At 64.5% G+C, this 18,770-nt stretch carries 12 protein-coding genes and 1 tRNA gene; 5 read left to right on the top strand and 8 right to left on the bottom strand.

Going from position 1 to position 18,770, the window contains the following annotated elements:
* Positions 1 to 542 precede the first annotated feature (542 nt).
* The 5 genes from Q1L50_RS09335 (at position 543) to Q1L50_RS09315 (ending at position 9,417) form a co-directional block, all read left to right on the top strand.
* Positions 543 to 2,966, top strand: coding sequence for an N-6 DNA methylase (locus Q1L50_RS09335; protein WP_300337807.1), 2,424 nt, complete (start codon positions 543 to 545; stop codon positions 2,964 to 2,966).
* Positions 2,966 to 4,222, top strand: coding sequence for a restriction endonuclease subunit S (locus Q1L50_RS09330; RefSeq protein WP_300337805.1), 1,257 nt, complete (start codon positions 2,966 to 2,968; stop codon positions 4,220 to 4,222). Before Q1L50_RS09335 ends, Q1L50_RS09330 begins: the two co-directional genes overlap by 1 nt.
* A gap of 198 nt (positions 4,223 to 4,420) precedes the next feature.
* Positions 4,421 to 5,581 (top strand): Fic family protein, encoded by a 1,161-nt coding sequence (locus tag Q1L50_RS09325; protein WP_300337803.1) that lies wholly within the window; start codon positions 4,421 to 4,423, stop codon positions 5,579 to 5,581.
* A gap of 3 nt (positions 5,582 to 5,584) precedes the next feature.
* The gene (locus Q1L50_RS09320) at positions 5,585 to 8,707 is read left to right on the top strand and encodes a type I restriction endonuclease subunit R (RefSeq protein WP_300337801.1); all 3,123 of its coding nucleotides are present in this window, start codon (positions 5,585 to 5,587) and stop codon (positions 8,705 to 8,707) included.
* Complete coding sequence (locus Q1L50_RS09315) at positions 8,704 to 9,417, top strand: SprT family zinc-dependent metalloprotease (protein WP_300337799.1); 714 nt, start codon at positions 8,704 to 8,706, stop codon at positions 9,415 to 9,417. The genes Q1L50_RS09320 and Q1L50_RS09315 overlap by 4 nt, the downstream gene beginning before the upstream one ends.
* A 219-nt stretch (positions 9,418 to 9,636) precedes the next feature.
* On the opposite strand, the gene Q1L50_RS09310 is transcribed toward Q1L50_RS09315, so the two are convergent.
* The 8 genes from Q1L50_RS09310 to dapC form a co-directional block, all read right to left on the bottom strand.
* Positions 9,637 to 9,713: transfer RNA gene (locus Q1L50_RS09310), tRNA-Arg, on the bottom strand.
* Between the two features lie 114 nt (positions 9,714 to 9,827).
* Positions 9,828 to 12,509 carry an aminopeptidase N gene (gene pepN, locus Q1L50_RS09305; protein WP_300337797.1) on the bottom strand — a complete coding sequence of 894 codons (2,682 nt, stop codon included), beginning with the start codon at positions 12,507 to 12,509 and terminating at the stop codon, positions 9,828 to 9,830.
* Between the two features lie 38 nt (positions 12,510 to 12,547).
* Positions 12,548 to 13,186 carry a GDSL-type esterase/lipase family protein gene (locus Q1L50_RS09300; RefSeq protein ID WP_300337811.1) on the bottom strand — a complete coding sequence of 213 codons (639 nt, stop codon included), beginning with the start codon at positions 13,184 to 13,186 and terminating at the stop codon, positions 12,548 to 12,550.
* A gap of 29 nt (positions 13,187 to 13,215) precedes the next feature.
* Positions 13,216 to 14,109: a 50S ribosomal protein L3 N(5)-glutamine methyltransferase gene (gene prmB / locus Q1L50_RS09295; RefSeq protein ID WP_300337796.1), complete on the bottom strand. Its 894-nt coding sequence runs from the start codon at positions 14,107 to 14,109 to the stop codon at positions 13,216 to 13,218.
* Positions 14,102 to 15,244 carry a succinyl-diaminopimelate desuccinylase gene (gene dapE / locus Q1L50_RS09290; RefSeq protein WP_300337809.1) on the bottom strand — a complete coding sequence of 381 codons (1,143 nt, stop codon included), beginning with the start codon at positions 15,242 to 15,244 and terminating at the stop codon, positions 14,102 to 14,104. Before dapE ends, prmB begins: the two co-directional genes overlap by 8 nt.
* A gap of 74 nt (positions 15,245 to 15,318) precedes the next feature.
* Complete coding sequence (locus Q1L50_RS09285; protein ID WP_300337794.1) at positions 15,319 to 16,503, bottom strand: PilT/PilU family type 4a pilus ATPase; 1,185 nt, start codon at positions 16,501 to 16,503, stop codon at positions 15,319 to 15,321.
* A gap of 37 nt (positions 16,504 to 16,540) precedes the next feature.
* Positions 16,541 to 17,362 (bottom strand): 2,3,4,5-tetrahydropyridine-2,6-dicarboxylate N-succinyltransferase, encoded by an 822-nt coding sequence (gene dapD, locus Q1L50_RS09280; RefSeq protein ID WP_300337793.1) that lies wholly within the window; start codon positions 17,360 to 17,362, stop codon positions 16,541 to 16,543.
* 9 nt (positions 17,363 to 17,371) lie between these two features.
* Complete coding sequence (gene dapC / locus Q1L50_RS09275; protein ID WP_300337792.1) at positions 17,372 to 18,565, bottom strand: succinyldiaminopimelate transaminase; 1,194 nt, start codon at positions 18,563 to 18,565, stop codon at positions 17,372 to 17,374.
* Positions 18,566 to 18,770 lie beyond the last annotated feature (205 nt).

Raw genomic sequence — 18,770 nt, 5'->3', positions numbered from 1 at the left:
TCCTTGCACTCCTAGCGACGCTTGGTCTATGCCATACGAAAATTATGGCCTTCGAAATAAAGTGCTACTCGCAATTCCGGAATTCTACCTACATTCCCGGCCGGGATCAGGAAATCTGAAATTACGTACCAATGACGTAATGACCGGATTTTACGTGGATTCCTGAATTGCATCGATCGCGCGTGTAAAGAAATCCGACGCTGTTCCGGTCTTCGTCGCCGCGAGGTTTTGGCAGGGCGGCGAGAAGCGGAGGGTGTTTGCCCAAGGTGTGCGGGACAAGTCGCTGTGCGGAACAGCAGGCTGGCATGGCTTTTGTGGACGATCAGCCGGCTGTCGCTGCCCACCCCAAGGGACCAGAAGTTCCGGTCTTTTGCATTGGCCAGCTTGTGGAGGCTCATAGCCGGCTTGGCCGGATTGGTTTGCACATCGAACGCCGTCGTCTTGACCGCCTTCTGCTCGTCGCCGGGCTTTGTCCGTGGTTGTCCGTCGTGTAGAGTTCAGCCCCTGTGCCATATGGCATCAAGACTCCCAAAAGAACGCCCGTGGCTCTCAAGAAATCCGACCTCTACTCGTCCCTCTGGGCCTCGTGCGACCAACTTCGCGGCGGCATGGACGCCAGCCAGTACAAGGACTACGTCCTGTTCATGCTGTTCATCAAGTACATCAGCGACAAGTACGCCGACAGCGACGACTTTGCTCCGCCGGTAATCATCCCGCCCGGCGCCTCGTTCCGCGACATGATCGCGCTCAAGGGCAAGAGTGACATCGGCGACAAGATCAACAAGCAGATCATCGCGCCGCTGGTCGACGCCAACGACCGCCTTTCGAAAAGCGATTTTCCCGACTTCAACGACCCCAACAGGCTGGGCGAAGGCCCGGCGATGGTCGAACGCCTGTCCAACCTGGTCAGCATCTTCCAGAAGCCGGAACTCGACTTTTCGCAGAACCGTGCCGAGCACGACGACATCCTCGGCGATGCCTATGAATACCTGATGCGGCACTTCGCCAGCGAGTCGGGCAAGTCCAAAGGCCAGTTCTACACGCCATCCGAAGTCAGCCGCATCATCGCCAAGGTGATCGGCATCGGTCCCGGCAACACCACCGCCCGCACGATCGCCTACGACCCCACCTGCGGCTCCGGTTCGCTGCTGCTCAAGGTGGCCGCCGAGGCCGGCAAGCACATCACGCTCGAAGGGCAGGAGAAGGACGTGACCACCGCCGGTCTCGCCCGCATGAACATGATCCTGCACGACTTCCCGACCGCCAACATCCTCTCGGGCAACACCCTGGCCGCGCCCAAGTTCAAGGACGGAGAAAGTCTGCGCAGCTACGACTACGTCGTCGCCAATCCGCCGTTTTCCGACAAGACGTGGAGCACCGGCCTCAAATCGCCCGACGAGTTTCAGCGCTTTGCCTGGGGCGAGCCGCCGGCCAAACAGGGCGACTACGCCTACCTGCTGCATATCATCCGCAGCATGAAGGCGGGCGGCAAAGCCGCGTGCATCCTGCCGCACGGCGTGCTGTTCCGCGGCAATGCCGAGGCCGCCATCCGCACGCAGCTCGTCCGCTCGGGAATCCTCAAGGGCATCATCGGGCTGCCGGCCAACCTCTTCTACGGCACCGGCATCCCGGCCTGCATCCTGGTGCTCGACAAGGAGAACGCGACAGCGCGCAAGGGTGTGTTCATGATCGACGCCAGCAAGGGCTTCATCAAGGACGGCAACAAGAACCGCCTGCGCGAACAGGACATCCACCGCATCGTCGATACGTTCAGCAAACAGGCCGATACGCCGCGCTATGCCCGCATGGTGACCTTCACCGAGATCGCCGACGCGAAGAACGACTTCAACCTCAACCTGCCGCGCTACATCGACAGCTCGGCCCCCGAAGACCTGCACGACATCAGCGGCCACCTCGCCGGCGGCATCCCCGAGCGCGACCTCGACGATCCCGACAACGCGCTGGCGCCCTACTGGCTGGTGCTGCCCGGCGTGCGCGCGGCGCTGTTTGCGACGCTGCGCCCCGGCTACCTCCGCCTGACCCTGCCGCTGCCCGAAGTCAAGCCCGCGATCCTCAATCACCCCGAATTCACCGCCTTCAACGCGCAGGCCGGCGCGCGCTTCCAGCACTGGCGGCAAACCGTCAGCCCGCAACTCACCGGGTTTGTCCAGGGTGGCCACCCCAAGGCGCTGATCGAAAGCATCGCCGAGGCGCTGCTCGCCACCTTCAGGAATGCGCCGCTGCTCGACGCCTACGACATCTACCAGCACCTGATGGACTACTGGGCCGAGACCATGCAGGACGACGCCTACCTGATCGCCGCCGACGGCTGGGCGGCCAGGACCACCCGCATCGTCGAGACCGACAAGAAGGGCAAGGCCAGGGACCGCGGCTGGACCTGCGAGCTGATCCCCAAGCCCTTGATCGTCGCACGCTACTTCGCCAAAGAGCAGGTCGCCATCGACGCGCTGCAGGCCGATCTGGACGCCGCCCAGGCCAGCCAGACCGAGTTGGAAGAAGAGGAAGCCGGCGACGACGGCGTGTTCGCGGGTTACGACAGCATCACCGCCCTGGCGGTGAAGGAGCGCATCCGCGAGATCGGCAGCGACGCAGACGGCGCCGACGAGCTGGCGCTGCTCAGGCAGTGGCTGGGTCTGGGCACCCGCATCGCCGTACTGAAGAAGCAGATTCGCGACGCCGAGGCCGTGCTCGACGCGCTGGCTTACGAGAAGTACCCAAGCTTGACGACCGCCGAGATCCAGTCGCTGGTGATTGACGACAAGTGGATGAGCACGCTGGCGGCCACCGTGCAGGGCGAACTCGACCGCGTCTCGCAGACGCTGACCGGGCGTCTGCGGGAACTGGCCGAACGCTACGCGACGCCGCTGCCGCAGCTTACCGACGAGGTGGCGACGCTCGCCGCCCGCGTGGAGGAACACCTCAGAAAGATGGGGGCGGTATGGTAGTGAAGCCGGGCTACAAGCAGACCGAGGCGGGGGTTATTCCGGCGGACTGGGTCGCCGTTCCGTTGAGTAGGCTTGGGCAATTCAAGAACGGCATCAACAAAGGCAGCGAAGAGTTTGGGCATGGTTCGCCATTCGTAAACCTGATGGATGTTTTTGGGGTGAATAGCATCCAGTCTGGTGATGCCCTTGGCCTAGTTCAAACAAGCGAGGCAGAACAGAAGACATATGACCTTAAGCGAGGCGATGTCATTTTCATCCGGTCGTCGGTAAAGCCATCGGGGGTTGGATTGACTGCCGTTGTGGAGGCAGATCTTCCTAAAACCGTGTATTCAGGCTTTCTAATTCGATTTCGTGACAACGGCTCGCTGGACATCGGCTTCAAGAGACACTGCTTCTATTCGGAAAATTTCAGAGGCAAACTGATTGGTGTGAGCTCGGTCAGCGCAAATGCAAACATCAATCAAGACAATCTGAAGAAGCTTTTTGTTGCGTTGCCGCCAACGGCGAATGAACAACGCGCCATCGCGGCGGCGTTGAGCGATGTGGATGCGCTGCTGGCCGGGCTGGAGCGGCTCATCGCCAAGAAGCGCGACCTTAAACAGGCCGCGATGCAGCAACTCCTCACTGGACAGACCCGACTGCCGGGTTTTCGGGGCGAGTGGGAGGTAAGGCGGTTGAGTGAAGTTGCAGATGTCAGAACTGGCCCATTTGGATCGTCGCTGCATGAGAGCGACTATATCCCGGACGGAACGCCGATCATCACAGTTGAACACTTGGGTGAGTTTGGCGTTGAGCACGTGAACCTGCCGATGGTTTGCGAAAAGGACCGCCGAAGGTTACAGGCCTATTCGCTTAAGGCCGGAGATATCGTCTTCAGCCGCGTCGGCTCGGTAGATAGAAACGCTCTGATTCGCCCTGCGGAAGCCGGATGGCTGTTCTCTGGTCGGCTGTTGCGCGTTCGCCCAGAGCAGCGGCAGGTACAGGCCCAATTCTTGAGCTACCAGTTTCACAGCGACCCGTTCAAAGGCTTGGTGCGGAGCGTCGCGGTAGGTCAGACGATGGCCTCGCTAAACACCCAAATCCTCAAGGGAATCGACGTGGCTTTCCCGCCGCTCATTGAACAAACCGCCATCGCCGCCGTCCTCTCCGACATGGACGCCGAACTGTCTCTGCTTACGGCCCGGCGCGACAAGACCCGCGTCCTCAAGCAGGCGATGATGCAGGAGCTGTTGACCGGCAGGACGCGCCTCGCATGAGTGCGTCGAGTTCAGCTGACGACCCGACCGCCGCCGCCCGGGCGGCCTTGTGTCTTGACTTCGACGACCCCCTGCCGTCAACATCCTTTGCTTGCTGACTAAAGATAACTTTCCGGGTGTGGTGATCTAACACAATGGTTTTATTGTAATAATTGCAGTCAATTACAGATAGTTCTTCAGCCGTTCTACAATGACGCGATGCCTGCCTTTGTTCATCACGATTTGACGGTACTCAACCCGGCGTTCGACTCGCCGCTGGTGGATGTGTTGACCGAACTGGAGCATCTGCGTCGCTTGCAGCTTCAGGGCACGACGCCGGCGCCGATCTTCTTTCAGCTCAAGCACATTTTTCACATGCTCGAAAGCCTGGGGTCGGCCCGTATCGAGGGAAACCACACCACCCTGGCCGATTACGTGGAAAGCAAGCTGGAAGGCGCCCGCCAGGCGCCGTCCGATCAACTGCGGGAAATGGAGAACATCGAGAGGGCGATGGGCTACATCGAGGAGAGCGTTCAACCGAACGATCACCTGAGCGAACACTTCATCCGCGAATTGCACGCCATCACCGTCGGTCAGCTCGATCGCGAGGGCGACGCCACGCCGGGGGCGTATCGCCGGCACCCGGTGCGCATTGCGCAGTCGGCGCACCTGCCGCCCGAGTTCATCCAGGTGCCGGAGTACATGCAGGCGCTGGCGGCGTTCGTCAACGAGAACCATCCGCCGAAGTACGACCTGATCAAGGTGGCGCTGGCGCACCATCGCTTTGGCTGGATACACCCCTTCGGCAACGGCAATGGCCGGGTCGTGCGCCTGCTGACCTATGCCTTGCTGATCAAGTACGGTTTCAACGTCAAGGCCGGTGGGCGGGTGCTGAACCCCACCGCGGTCTTTTGCAACGATCGGGACCGCTATTACGCGATGCTGGCCAGCGCCGACACCGGCACGCCAGGCGGGCTGGAAACATGGTGCGTCTATGTCTTGCAGGGAATCCTCGACGAGTTGCGCAAAGTGGATCGGCTGACCGATTTCGCATATCTGAGCGACAAGGTGCTGGCGCCGGCCATTGCCTACGCGCGCGAACGCGAGTTGATTACGGCTACCGAAGAACGCGTCCTGCTCATCGGCGCCAGGAGCGGCATCGCCAAGGCGGCCGATCTGTCGGTGGCGATGCCGGGCCTGTCGGTGGCACAGCGAACCTACCAGATCAGGAAACTGGTCGAGCGCAGGATGTTGATGCCGATCAAGGAAGGGGCGCGGCAGTACACCCTGGGCTTCAGCAACAGCTATCTGCTGCGCGGGATCGTTCGTGCCTTGTCGGCCGAAGGATTCATTCCAGCAGCGCTTGACCGGGTCGACTGATCGATGCCTGAAACTTCCCGTTCCGAACGCACGACGCAGAAGCGCGTGATCGACCTGTTTACCGACGGGACGCGCGCCGATTCGCTGGCTTACCGCTACCTCGGCGAATGGGCCAGGCGCGAGAGTAACCGTGCCATCGAGCCTGGTCTGTTGCATGCCAATCTCGCAGCGCGTGGCTATTCCCCGGCCCATATTGCCGCCGCTCTGCAAAAACTGGCGACCGCCGCCGACGCGACCGGCATCACGCTTTACCAGGCCAATCTGCGCACCTATCAGTTGCTGCGCTACGGCGTCCCGGTGCTGATCGCCGCCGGGAAACCGCATGAGACAGTGCACCTGATCGACTGGGCGAACCCCGAGAACAACGACTTCGCGCTGGCCGAGGAGGTGACGCTGAAGGGTGGCTTTCAGCGACGGCCTGACATCGTGCTGTATCTCAACGGCATCGCCATTGCGGTGCTCGAACTCAAGCGCAGTTCGGTGGATGTGGCCGATGGCATCAGGCAGCTCAACACCAACCAGGAAGAGATTTTCAACAAGGGTTTTTTCAGCACCGTGCAACTCGTGCTGGCGGGTAGCGACTCGCAGGGCTTGCGCTACGGCACCACCGGCACGCCGGAGCAGTTCTTTGTGCAATGGAAGGACGAAGTCCCGACTGCTGGCGAGCCGGTGACCGGCGTACTGCTCGACCGGCCGCTGGCGCAGCTTTGCAACAAGACCCGGCTGCTCGACCTGATCCGCAACTTCATCATCTTCGACGCCGGCCAGAAGAAAATTCCCCGGCCGCACCAATACGCTGGCGTGAAGGCGGCGCAGGAGCGTATCACCCGGCACGAGGGCGGCGTGATCTGGCACACCCAGGGCAGCGGCAAGAGCATCCTGATGGTGCTGATCGCCAAGTGGCTGCTGGAGCACGACCCCGAGGCGCGCATTCTGGTCATCACCGACCGCGACGAACTGGACAAGCAGATCGTCGGGGTGATGCGCAACGCGGGTGTGATGGGTCAAGACTCGCCATCGCCGCGTATCACTTCGCGGCTGGATTTGGTGCAGAAGCTCGGTGCGACCATGCCGCGCCTGCTCTGCGCGCTGATCCACAAGTTCGACGTGGCCGACCTGAAAGGCCCAGCACCGGCCGTGCACGGGCGCTTCCATGTGTTCGTGGACGAATGCCACCGTACCCAGGGCGGCGACATGAACGCGCAGATGAAGCGCTGGCTGGAAGGGGCGATCTTCATCGGCTTCACCGGCACGCCGCTCCTGCGCAAAGACAGGCTGCTGACGCGCGATGTGTTCGGCACCTATATCCACACCTACAAGTTCCATCAGGCGGTGGCCGACAAGGTGGTGCTCGACCTCAAGTACGAGGCGCGTGACGTGCCGGAGCGGCTGACTTCGCAGAAGAAGATCGACGAGTGGTTCGAGCAGAAGACGAAGAACCTCAACAACTTCCAGAAGGCCCTGGTGCGCAAGCGCTGGGCGACGATGGAAGAGTTGATGAGCGCGGCCGGGCGCAAGCGCGAGATCATTGCCGACATCATCGGCGACTTCGCCCTCAAGCCGCGCCTGAACAATGACCGCGGCACGGCAATCCTGGTGGCGGCCTCGATCCATGACGCCTGCGATTACTTCCGGCTGTTCCAGCACACCGGCTTCGGAGCCTACTGCGGCATCGTCACCTCCTATGAGCCGAACGCCAACGCGATCGCCAGGGAGCCGGCGAACAGCGACGAGCGCTACAAGTTCGACACCTATACCCGGCACGTCCTCAAGGTCGGCCAGACGACCAGGCAATACGAGGACGAGGCGAAGCGCCGCTTCATCGAGGAACCCGCCAACCTGAAGCTGCTGATCGTGGTGAGCAAGCTGTTGACCGGCTTCGACGCGCCGAGCTGTAGCTACATCTACCTCGACAACGAACTGCGCGACCATAACCTGTTCCAGGCGATTTGCCGCACCAACCGCCTGGATGGCGATGACAAGGATTACGGTCACATCGTCGATTACAAGAAGCTCTTCGGCGACGTGCAACAGGCCCTTGCGGTTTATAGCTCCGACGAACTGGACATCGACCAGGGCAACGGCGGCGACAACAATGTGCACCTCAAGAACTGGCTGGAAGAAGGCAGGAAGCAACTCGACAACGCCCGCCAGGCACTTGGCTACCTGTGCGAGCCGGTGCCGCTGCCGCGTCAGGTCGAGCAGTTCCTGCACTATTTCTGCGGCGATGCGGCCAGCGCCAACGCCTTGACCGAAACCGAGGCGCTGCGGGTGTCCTTCTACAAGGCCGTAACGATCTTTGCGCGGGCCTACGCCGACCTTGCCCAGGATCTGGCCGAGGCGGGCTATTCCGACGCCGAGGCGGCGACACTGCAAAAGGAAGTCGAGTTCTACGCCGAAATTCGCTCGGCGATCAAGAAGCACTCGGGCGAGGAACTGGACATCAAGCCCTTCGAGGCCGACATGCGCCACTTGATCAACACCTACATTCAGGCCGGTCCGGCGGCGGAACTGGGCGAGCTGGGTGAGATGTCGCTGACCGAACTGATCATCGACACCGGCATCCACGATGCCATCGCCAGGAAGCTGAACGCGCAGGGCAAGCTCTCGAAGAATGCCATCGCCGAGGGGATCATCAACAACGTCCGCAAGACGATCATCCGCGAGCAGCTCACCGACCCGAGGTTCTACGCGCAGATGTCCAGGCTGCTCGACGATCTGATCAAGCAGAGTCGGGTTGATGCGGCGGTTTATGAGGAATTCCTGCGCAAGGCCGAGGAGTTGGTGAAGCGGCTGGCCGCCAGGCAGCCAGAAGCCGGTATTCCGGCGGCGCTGCACGGCAAGACCGAGGCGATCGTGATCTACAACAATCTGCCGGACATCCTCGCGGCCGCCGGCAACGCCCATTTCGCTGCGTCTGAACCACCCCCCGAGCACGAAGACGAGCGTCTGGCGTTGGCGCTGGAAATCGATCGCACCCTGCGCGAACACGCGCCGGCCGGCTGGAACGGCGACCAGGCACGCGAGGCGCAGGTACTGAACGCCTTATTCCGCTTGCTTGGCCGAAACCGCGCGGCGACGGTCGCACTGTTCGAGCTGGTGAAGAACCAGCCGGGCTATCAATGACCGAGCTCATCCGACTCGGCGACATCGAGATCGCCGTGACGCGCAAGTCGGTCAAGAACGTCCACCTTTCCGTGCATCCACCGGCAGGGAAGGTCACGCTGGTGGCCCCCACCGGCACCCGGCTCGAAGTAGCCCGAGCCTATGCCATCTCCAGGCTGGGCTGGATTCGTGACCAGCAGGCGAAGCTGTTGGCACAGGCGCGAGAGACTCCACGCGAGTTTGTCGAGCGGGAAAGCCATTACCTGTGGGGGCGGCGCTATCTGCTGTCCATTGTCGCAAAGGACGCAAAGCCGAGCGTGACCCTGGATCATCGCCGGATCGTGCTCAGCGTGCGCCCGGGCAGTGCGCTGGCCAAGCGGGAAGAGGTGATGCTTGAATGGTATCGCTCATTGCTGCATGAAGCCGTACCTGCGCTCATCGGGAAATGGGAGGGCATCCTTGGCGTGAAGGCTTCCGGCTACTTTCTGCAGCGGATGAAGACGAAGTGGGGTAGCTGTAACCACCGGGCGGGAAGCATTCGGCTGAATTCCGAATTGGTGAAGAAGCCCAGGGACTTGCTTGAATACGTCGTCGTCCATGAACTGCTGCATCTGCTCGAGCCGACGCACAGCGAGCGCTTCGTCGCGCTGCTCGACCAGCATTACCCAAGGTGGCGGGAAGCGCGTGCCGAGCTGAATGAACTGCCGTTGGCCGCGGAGACCTGGAACTAGCCCTGGCGGTGTCAAGTGCTCGGCACACGGGAGTTGACGCAGGCGGGACGGTGGCGGGCAGATGTCTTCCGAGGCGCTCGACTCCGACACCACGGCTGGGATGTCTCCTCCTCCCCGTGCTTCCGTTGGCGACGTGCCACAGGGGCAGGCTCTGTACCCCCAAGCAAGCCAGAAAGCAGAAAGGCCAATCCGAGGATTGGCCTTTCTGCTTGATTCCCGTGGCACGCCCGGAGCGATTCGAACGCCCGACCCCTTGGTTCGTAGCCAAGTACTCTATCCAGCTGAGCTACGGGCGCCTTGCCTTGTTTGAGCGCGCAATTATACAGAGCCGGCCGTCGTCGCTCAAGCACTATCTTGTGCCCTATGCCGGCGGCGCCTGGTGCTCGCCGGCCGTTGCCCTGTCGGCGAGCTTACGGGTCGAGCGCCCGGCCGACGATTTCGAGCACGTCCGACGACCGCCCGTCACTGGCGCGCAAGGCCTCCAGCGCCAATCGCGCCTGTTGCTGGCGGATCTGGTCGAACTTCCGCCAGCGGTCGAAGCGGCGCGTCAGGCGCGCGGCGACCTGTGGGTTGAGGCGGTCGAGGCGGCCGATCTGCTCGGCTAGGAAGTGGTAGCCGCTGCCGTCGGCGGCATGAAAACGGACGTGGTTGTTGCCGAAGGTGTTGAGCAGGGCGTAGACCTTGTTCGGGTTGCGCAGATCGAAGGCCGGATGATCGAGCAGGCCCTTGACGACCCCCAGCGTTCCGGGCAGTCGGCTCGCCGCCTGCACCGCCAGCCACTTGTCCACCACCAGCGCTTCGTCCTGCCAGCGCTCGTAGAAGCCTGCCAGCGCGCGCTGGCGCTGGTCGCCGTCGTGCTGCGCCAGGATGGTCAGCGCCGCGAACTGGTCGGTCATGTTGTCGGCCAAGGCGAACTGGCTCATCGCCAGACCGCGCATCTCGTCGCTGTCGAGTTCGCCGAGGTAGCCGAGGCAGACGTTGCGCAGCGCGCGCCGCCCGGCCGCTGCCGGCGTCGGCTGGTAGGGGCCGCTGGCTGCCAGTGACTGGTAGCATTGGCGGAGCGCGTCTTGCAGCTGTTCGGCGAGGAAATGGCGCAGGCTGTTGCGGGCCGCGTGCAGTGCGTCGGGGTCGACCATCGGCAGTTGCTCGGCCAGCGTCGCTTCACCGGGCAGGGTCAGCGCTTCCGCAGCGAAGGCCGGATCGTCACCGGCGTGTTCGACAAGCCGCGCCGCGGCGTCGGCGATCCCTTGCGGCCACCGCGCCGGGCGGCCGGCCGAAAGGTCGTCGGTGGCGGCGAGGATCAGCCGGCTGGCCAGGCGCTGTCCGGCCTCCCAGCGGTTGAAGGGGTCGCTGTCGTGTGCCAGCAGGTGCATCAGCTCGTCGTCGCTGTACGCGAAGTCGAGAATCACCGGCGCCGAAAAGTCGCGCAACAGCGAGGGCACCGGCGCGGCGGCCAGGTCTTCGAAGAGGAACTGCTGTTCCGGCTCGGTCAGCGACAGGACGCGCGTGGTGCGGCCACTGCCGGCGGCGCTGCCGTCGCCGGCGATCAGCAGCGGCAGGTCTTCGCCGTGCGGTCCGTTGAGGCCGATCGCCACCGGCATGTGGAAGGGTTCGAAGGCCTGGCGGGTTGGCTGGCTGCCCGCTTCACTGGCGGTGCTCGGCAGCGACTGCGCCAGCGTCAGGGTGTAGCGGCGGGCTTCCGGGTCGTAGCTGCCGGTCGCCCGTAAATGCGGCGTGCCGGCGCGGTCGTACCAGCGCATGAACTGCGTCAGATCCAGTCCGGATGCGTCGGCCATCGCCGCGACGAAGTCGTCGCAGGTCACCGCCTGGCCGTCGTGGCGCTCGAAGTAGAGGTCGATGCCGCGCCGGAAGGCTTCGTGGCCGATCAACGTCCGGATCATGCGCACCACTTCGGCGCCTTTTTCATAGACCGTGCTGGTGTAGAAGTTGTTGATCTCGATGTACGAATCGGGGCGTACCGGATGCGCCATCGGGCCGGCGTCCTCGGGGAACTGGGCGGCGCGCAGGTTGCGCACGTCACGGATGCGGACGACCGCTCGGCTGTGCATGTCGGCGCCGAATTCCTGGTCGCGGAAGACCGTCAGTCCTTCCTTCAGCGACAGCTGGAACCAGTCGCGACAGGTGACGCGGTTGCCGGTCCAGTTGTGGAAGTATTCGTGCGCGACCACCCGGTCGATGTTCTGGTAGTCGGTGTCGGTGGCGGTGTCGGCGCGGGCGAGGACGTACTTGGTGTTGAAGACGTTCAGCCCCTTGTTTTCCATCGCCCCCATGTTGAAGTCGCTGACCGCGACGATCATGTAGTGATCGAGGTCGCATTCGAGTCCGAAGACCTCCTCGTCCCAGCGCATCGAGCGTTTGAGCGCGTCCATCGCGTGTGCGCACTGGTCGAGCTTGCCGGGTTCGACGAAGACCGCGAGTTCGACGGTCCGCCCACTGCTGGTGGTGAATTGGTCGCGGAGAACGTCGAGGCGGGCGGCGACCAGCGCAAACAGGTAGCAGGGCTTGGCAAAGGGATCCTCCCAGCGCGCCCAGTGGCGGTCCGCTTCCTCGTCACCGCTGCCGGCGGGGTTGCCGTTGGCCAGCAGCACCGGCAGGGTCGCCTTGTCGGCGTGCAGCGTCACCTGGTAGCGCGACATGATGTCGGGGCGGTCGGGGAACCAGGTGATGCGGCGGAACCCCTGCGCCTCGCACTGGGTGAAGTAGCCGTCCTTCGAGCGGAAGAGCCCCGACAGACTGCTGTTGCGATCGGCGTCGATCCGCACCTGCGTGCTCAGCGTCAGCGCCTCCGGCGGATTGGCGATGCGCAGCAGTGAGTCGCTGCAGCTGTAGCCGTCCGCCGCGAGCGGCTTGCCGTCGATCGCCACCGAGAGGGTGTGCAGCCCCTGACCGTCGAGTTCCAGCGCTGCCAGCGCTGGTCCGGGCGCGACCGCCGGATTGCGCCGCAGGCGCAACTGGCTGTTGACCAGCACCTCGCCGACCTGGAAGTGCACGTCGAGTTCGACGTGGTCGACCAGAAAGGGCGGTGGCGTGTAATCCTGGCGACGGATTCTCTGGGGGGTTTCGGTTGTCATCAGCGGGTCCAGTTTGTGCGGGACTCAAGGTCCGGTGCTCAGGGCTTTTTCAGCAAGCCGGCGCGGCGCAGCTGCCCGGCAACGCCGTCCGCCAGTTTCCGGTAGCCGTCGCCGTTGGGGTGCACCGGGTCGGCTTTCAGGCTGGGGTCGGACAGCGTCTCGGCGAGCACGCCGGCGATCAGCGGCAGCTTTTCTTCCTTCGCCAGCTCGGCGTAGATCGGCGAATCGGGCAGCCTGCCGGTAGCCGCGCCGAGCAGCGAGAACTTCGGCACCGCCAGCAGCACGACCTGCGCTCCGGAAGCCCTGATCGCGGCGACGATCGCGCGCAGGTCTTCCTTGACCGCCGCTTCGGGTCGCCGGCGCAGGAAGTCGTTGCCACCGCTCTCGACGATGACCAGCGCCGGACGCGCCTCGGCGATCGCCGCGCCGATCCGGCCGCGGGCTTCGTCGGCGGTCTCGCCCGGGATGCCCGCGTTATGCACCTGCCAGCCACTGATCGCCGCCAGACGGGCCGGATAGTCGTCGCCCGGAGCGGCGCCGGTGCCGAAGGTGATGCTGTCGCCGAAGGCGAGGACGCTGCTGCCCGCCGCTAACGGCGCCAGCGGCGGCGACGGGCCGCAGCCGGCGAGCGCCAGCCAGGCGCAGGTCAGCAAGAGGCGCAGCCAGGCCGGGAGCACCCTGTCGTCCAGCGCGGTTCGGCCCCCGCTCACGGCAACTCTTCGCGATGCAGCAGGAAGACGTACTGGTCGCCGGCGCTGGTGTCGAGCCAGGTGAAGGGCGTATCCGGGAACGCCGCCTCCAGTTCGTCGCGGTTGTGGCCGATCTCGACGACCAGCAGGCCGTGCGGCTTGAGCTGCTTGCGCGCCGCGGCCAGGATGGCGCGCGTCAGATCGAGTCCGTCTTCGCCGCTGGCCAGCGCCAGTTCGGGTTCGCGGCGGTACTCGGCGGGCAGGGCGGCCATCGACGCCGCCTTGACGTAGGGTGGATTGCTGACGATCAGGTCGTAGCGCCGATCCCTGACGCCGGCGAAGAGGTCGCTCTCGACCAGCCGGATGCGTTCGCCAAGCTGGTAGTCGGCGACGTTGCGTCCGGCAACGGCGAGCGCGTCCGGCGAGATGTCGACGGCGTCGATGCTGGCCTCCGGAAAAGCGTGCGCGGCGAGGATCGCGAGGCAGCCCGAGCCGGTGCACAGATCAAGGACCGACGATACCTGCTCCGGGTCGTCGATCCACGGCGCCAGTTGTTCGCGCAGCAGTTCGGCGATGAACGAGCGCGGGACGATCACCCGCTGATCGACGTAGAAACGATAGTCGGCCAGCCAGGCCTCGTTGGTCAGGTACGCCACCGGCAGCCGCTCGCCGATCCGCCGCTCGACGATTCGCAGCACGACGCGGCGTTCGTCGCTGGTCAGGCGGGCGTCGAGAAAGGGTTCGAGGCGGTCGAGTGGCAGGTGCAGGCTGTGCAGCAGCAGGTAGGCGGCCTCGTCCCAGGCGTTGTCGGCGCCGTGCCCGAAGAACAGCCCGGCCTCGTGGTAGCGGCTGACGGTGAAGCGCAGCAGGTCGCGCAGCGTCAGCAGTTCGTCCTGCGCCTGTTCAAACATCGCTCGCCAGCAACTGTTCGAGGATGCGGCGGTAGATGGCCGCGAGCCGGGGCAGGGAAGCGATGTCGACACATTCATTGACCTTGTGGATGCTGGCATTGACCGGGCCGATCTCGATCACCTGCGGGCAGATTTCAGCGATGAAGCGGCCGTCCGAGGTGCCGCCGCTGGTCGACAGCTCGGCGTCGACACCTGTTTCGGCGCGGATCGCCTGCAGCGCGGCGTCGACCAGCGCGCCGCGGCCGGTGAGGAAGGGCCTGGCGCCGAGCGTCCACACGATGTCGTAGGCCAGCCCGTGCCGGTCGAGCAGGGCGCAGGTCCTGGCCCGCAGGTCCTCGGGGGTGCTGGCCGTCGCGAAGCGGAAGTTGAAGTCGATCTCGACGCTGCCCGGGATGACGTTGCCGGCGCCGGTGCCGCCGTGGATGTTCGAGATCTGCCAGGTGGTCGGCGGGAAGAATTCGTTGCCTTGATCCCACAGCGTTTGCGCCAGTTCGGCGAGCGCCGGCGCGGCCAGGTGGATCGGGTTGCTCGCCAGTTGCGGGTAGGCGACGTGGCCCTGCACGCCCTTGACCGTCAGCTTCGCGGAGAGCGAACCGCGGCGGCCATTCTTGACCGTGTCGCCGAGCGTGTTGACCGCCGTCGGCTCGCCGACGATGCAGTAGTCGATGGTTTCGCCGCGCTGCCGCAGCGCTTCGGTGACGACCACCGTGCCGTCGAGTGCGTCGCCCTCCTCATCGGAAGTGAGCAGCAGGGCGAGCGAACCGCAATGCCGAGGGCGGGCGGCGAGGTAGGCTTCGGCGGCGACCACGAAAGCGGCCAGGGAGGACTTCATGTCGGCCGCGCCGCGCCCGTACAGCAGGCCGTCGCGCTGGGCCGGTGCGAACGGGTCGCTGTGCCATTGTTCGAGCGGGCCGCTCGGGACGACGTCGGTGTGGCCCGCCAGGCACAGCAGCGGCCTGCTGCGGCCGTGCCGCGCCCAGAGGTTGCTGACGCCGCCGCGGTTGAGGAATTCGCACTCGAAGCCGATTGCTTGCAGGCGAGCAGCGATGATCGGCAGGCAACCGCCGTCTTCGGGGGTCACCGAGCGGCAGGCAATCAGCTGCCTGGCGAGTGCGAGCGTCGCGTCGACCGTGATGTGGTGCGTGCCTTCCGGCGCGCTGTCACCCGGGCAGGCGCTTGGACCGCTATTGACCATCGGCGCTGCTCCCACTAGTCGTCGTCAGTCCGGTCGTTCAGACTGAGCGTGAACTCCTTGTAGGAGGGACTGCCGGGGTCGCTCATCGACAGCTCGTACGAGCTGTCGCCGCGCTTCTCTTCGCCGTGAGGCAGGTCGAGGTTCTCGTTGTTGTTGATCAGCCACGACAGGTTGGTCGGCGAGTCGGCGTTGCGCAAGGCTTCTTCGAGAGTGATCAAGCCCGAGCGGTAAAGCCGGAAAAGATCCTGTTCGAAGGTCTGCGACCCGGGCGCGAGGCTTTGTTCCATGGCTTCCTTGAGCGCCGGAATGTCGCCGCGCTCGACCAGTTCCTGGACGTGGTAGCTGTTCAGCAGCACCTCGACCGCCGGCGCCAGCTTGCCTTCCTTCAGTTTGACCAGCCGCTGCGAGACGATCGCCTTGAGGCTGACCGAGAGGTCCATGTACAGCGAGCCCCGGCTTTCCAGCGGAAAGAAGTTGATCACCCGGTTGAGCGCGTGATAGCTGTTGTTGGCGTGCAGCGTGCCGAGGCACAGGTGGCCGGTCTGGGCGTAGGCAATCGCCGCCTGCATAGTTTCCTTGTCGCGAATCTCGCCGATCAGGATGCAGTCGGGCGCCTGCCGCATGGCGCTCTTCAGGGCGTGGTTCCAGCCGAGGGTGTCCATGCCGATCTCGCGCTGGTTGACGATCGACTTCTTGTGCTTGAACAGGTACTCGATCGGGTCCTCGATGGTCAGGATGTGGCCGGTGCAGTTGCTGTTGCGATGGTCGAGCATCGAGGCGATGGTGGTCGACTTCCCCGAGCCCGTCGAGCCGACGATCAGGATCAGCCCGCGCCTTTCCATGACCAGGTCGGCCAGCGTCATCGGCAGCAGCAGGGTGTCGAGCGCCGGGATGTTGCCCAGGATGTAACGCACCACCACCGAGATCGAGCCGCGTTGCCGGAACAGGTTGATCCGGAAGTTGCCGAGCTTGGGGACGCCGACCGAGAGGTTCATCTCCTTGGTCGCTTCGAAGGTCTGCGCCTGCTCGGGCGTCATCAGCTCGTGGGCGATCTTGTCGGTCATCGACGGTTCCATCACCTGCTGATTGACCGGCACGGTGACACCCTGGATCTTGATGTGGATCGGCACGCCGGCGGAAATGAAGATGTCCGACGCCTGCCGGTCGGCCATCACCTGAAAGAGCTTGTCGAGGATCATGCGTGGTCCGCCGGTTCAAGACGCGATGAGGTGGCGATCAGTCGCCGCGCAACAGGTCGTTGATGCTGGTCTTGGCGCGCGTCTGGGCGTCGACCTTCTTGACGATCACCGCGCAGTAGAGGCTGTGGCTGCCGTCCTTGGCTGGCAGGCTGCCGGACACCACCACCGACCCCGGCGGCACGCGACCGTAGCTGACTTCGCCGGTCTCGCGGTCGAGAATCCTCGTCGATTGGCCGAGAAAGACGCCCATCGAGACCACCGAACCCTCGCCGACGATGACTCCTTCGACGACTTCCGAGCGGGCGCCGATAAAGCAGTTGTCTTCGATGATCGTCGGGCTGCCCTGGACCGGTTCGAGCACGCCGCCGATCCCGACCCCGCCCGAGAGGTGTACATTCTTGCCGATCTGCGCGCACGAGCCGACCGTCGCCCAGGTGTCGACCATCGTTCCCTCGTCGATATAGGCGCCGATGTTGACGTACGAGGGCATCAGGACAACGTTCCTGGCGATGAAGGAACCACGGCGGACGCTGGCCGGTGGCACGACGCGAAAGCCGCCGCTGGCGAACTTCTTGCTGTCGTAATCGGCGAACTTGCTCGGCACCTTGTCGAAGTAGCGCAGCGGACCCGCTTCGACCAGCGCGTTGTCGGTCAGCCGGAAAGAGAGCAGGACCGCCTTCTTGATCCACTGGTGCGTGACCCACTCGCCGTCGATCCTCTCGGCGACGCGCAGGCTGCCCTTGTCGAGCCGCTTGATGACGTTGGCGACGGCCAGGCCGATGGTTTCGCCGGCGTTGCCGGGCTGCAGCGAGGCGCGGTCTTCCCAGGCCTCCTCGATCACTTGCTCGATTGCCTTCATGGCTTTCCCTCAGAGTTTTGCAACGAATGAATGGATACGCTCGGCGGCTTCGACGCAATCGGCGAGCGGCGCGACCAGCGCGATGCGGACGAAACCGGCGCCCGGGTTGATTCCCTGCGCGCTACGCGCCAGGGTGCTGCCGGGCAGAAGGACCACATTATAGTCAGCGAGCAGCGCCCGGGCGAACTCGCCGTCGTCGATCGGCGTCCTCGTCCACAGGTAGAAACCGGCGTCGGGCAGCGCCGCCGGCAGTACCTCGCGCAAGCGCGGGGTGACTGCGGCGAACTTCTGCACGTACTGGCGGCGGTTGTCGACGACGTGCGCCTCGTCGCTCCAGGCCGCGACGCTGGCCGCCTGCACCGCCGGATTCATCGCGCTGCCGTGATAGGTGCGGTAGAGCAGAAAAGCCTTGAGCGTCGCGGCATCGCCGGCGACGAAGCCCGACCGCATGCCGGGGACATTGGACCGCTTGGACAGGCTGGAAAACATCACCAGGCGCTCGTAGCCGCGCCCGAGCAGGCTCGCCGCCTGCAGGCAGCCGAGTGGCGGCGCCGCCTCGTCGAAGAAGATCTCCGAGTAGCATTCGTCCGAGGCGATGACGAAGCCGTAGCGGTCGGCGAGGGCAAAGAGCTGCCGCCAGTCGTCGAGGCCCAGCACCTTGCCGGTCGGATTGCCCGGCGAGCAGACGTAGAACAACTGCACGCGCTGCCACTCGGCCTCGCTCAGAGCGCTGAAATCGAAGGCGTAGTCGTTTTCCGGCAGGGTATTGAGGAAGCGCGGCTCGGCACCGGCCAGGTACGCCGCGCCCTCGTAGATCTGGTAGAAGGGATTCGGGCTGACGACCAGCGGCGTGTAGCCGCGCGACGGGTCGATGACCGTCTGGGCGAAAGCGAACAGGGCCTCGCGCGATCCGTTGACCGGCATCACCTGCGTTTCCGCGTCGATCTCGTGCAGGCCGTAGCGACGCGCCAGCCAGGCGGCCAGGCAGCGCCGCAGGTCGGCGCTGCCGAGGGTGGTAGGATAGCTGGCCAGGCCGGCGAGGCTGGCGGTCAGCGCGTCCTTGATGAACGCTGGCGTGGCGTGCTGCGGCTCACCGATCGACAGTCTGATTTCGCGCAGGCGCGGGTTCGGCGTGACGTTGGCGAAAAGCTGCCGCAGTTTTTCGAAGGGATAGGGTTGCAGCTTGCTGAGGTGAGGATTCACGGGCTTTTTATCGTCGCGGGACGGCGGGTTGTGCGGGCGATTATAAGGGGCATCGACTGACCGTGAAAGGAATCGCGCGGCGGCTCCCGAGCGGCGCGGCGGCGTGCGAGCAGCGTCTGGCCGTCCTCGCCTTGCTCGCCGGGGCGCTGGTCTGGGGCGTCATCTGGTACCCGTACCGGCTCCTGCGCGACGGCGGGGGCGCCAC

Origin of the sequence: Accumulibacter sp. (assembly GCF_029255145.1) — a bacterium.
In the GTDB taxonomy this organism is placed as follows: Bacteria; Pseudomonadota; Gammaproteobacteria; order Burkholderiales; family Rhodocyclaceae; genus Accumulibacter.
This window is presented reverse-complemented; position numbering and strand designations above follow the sequence as displayed.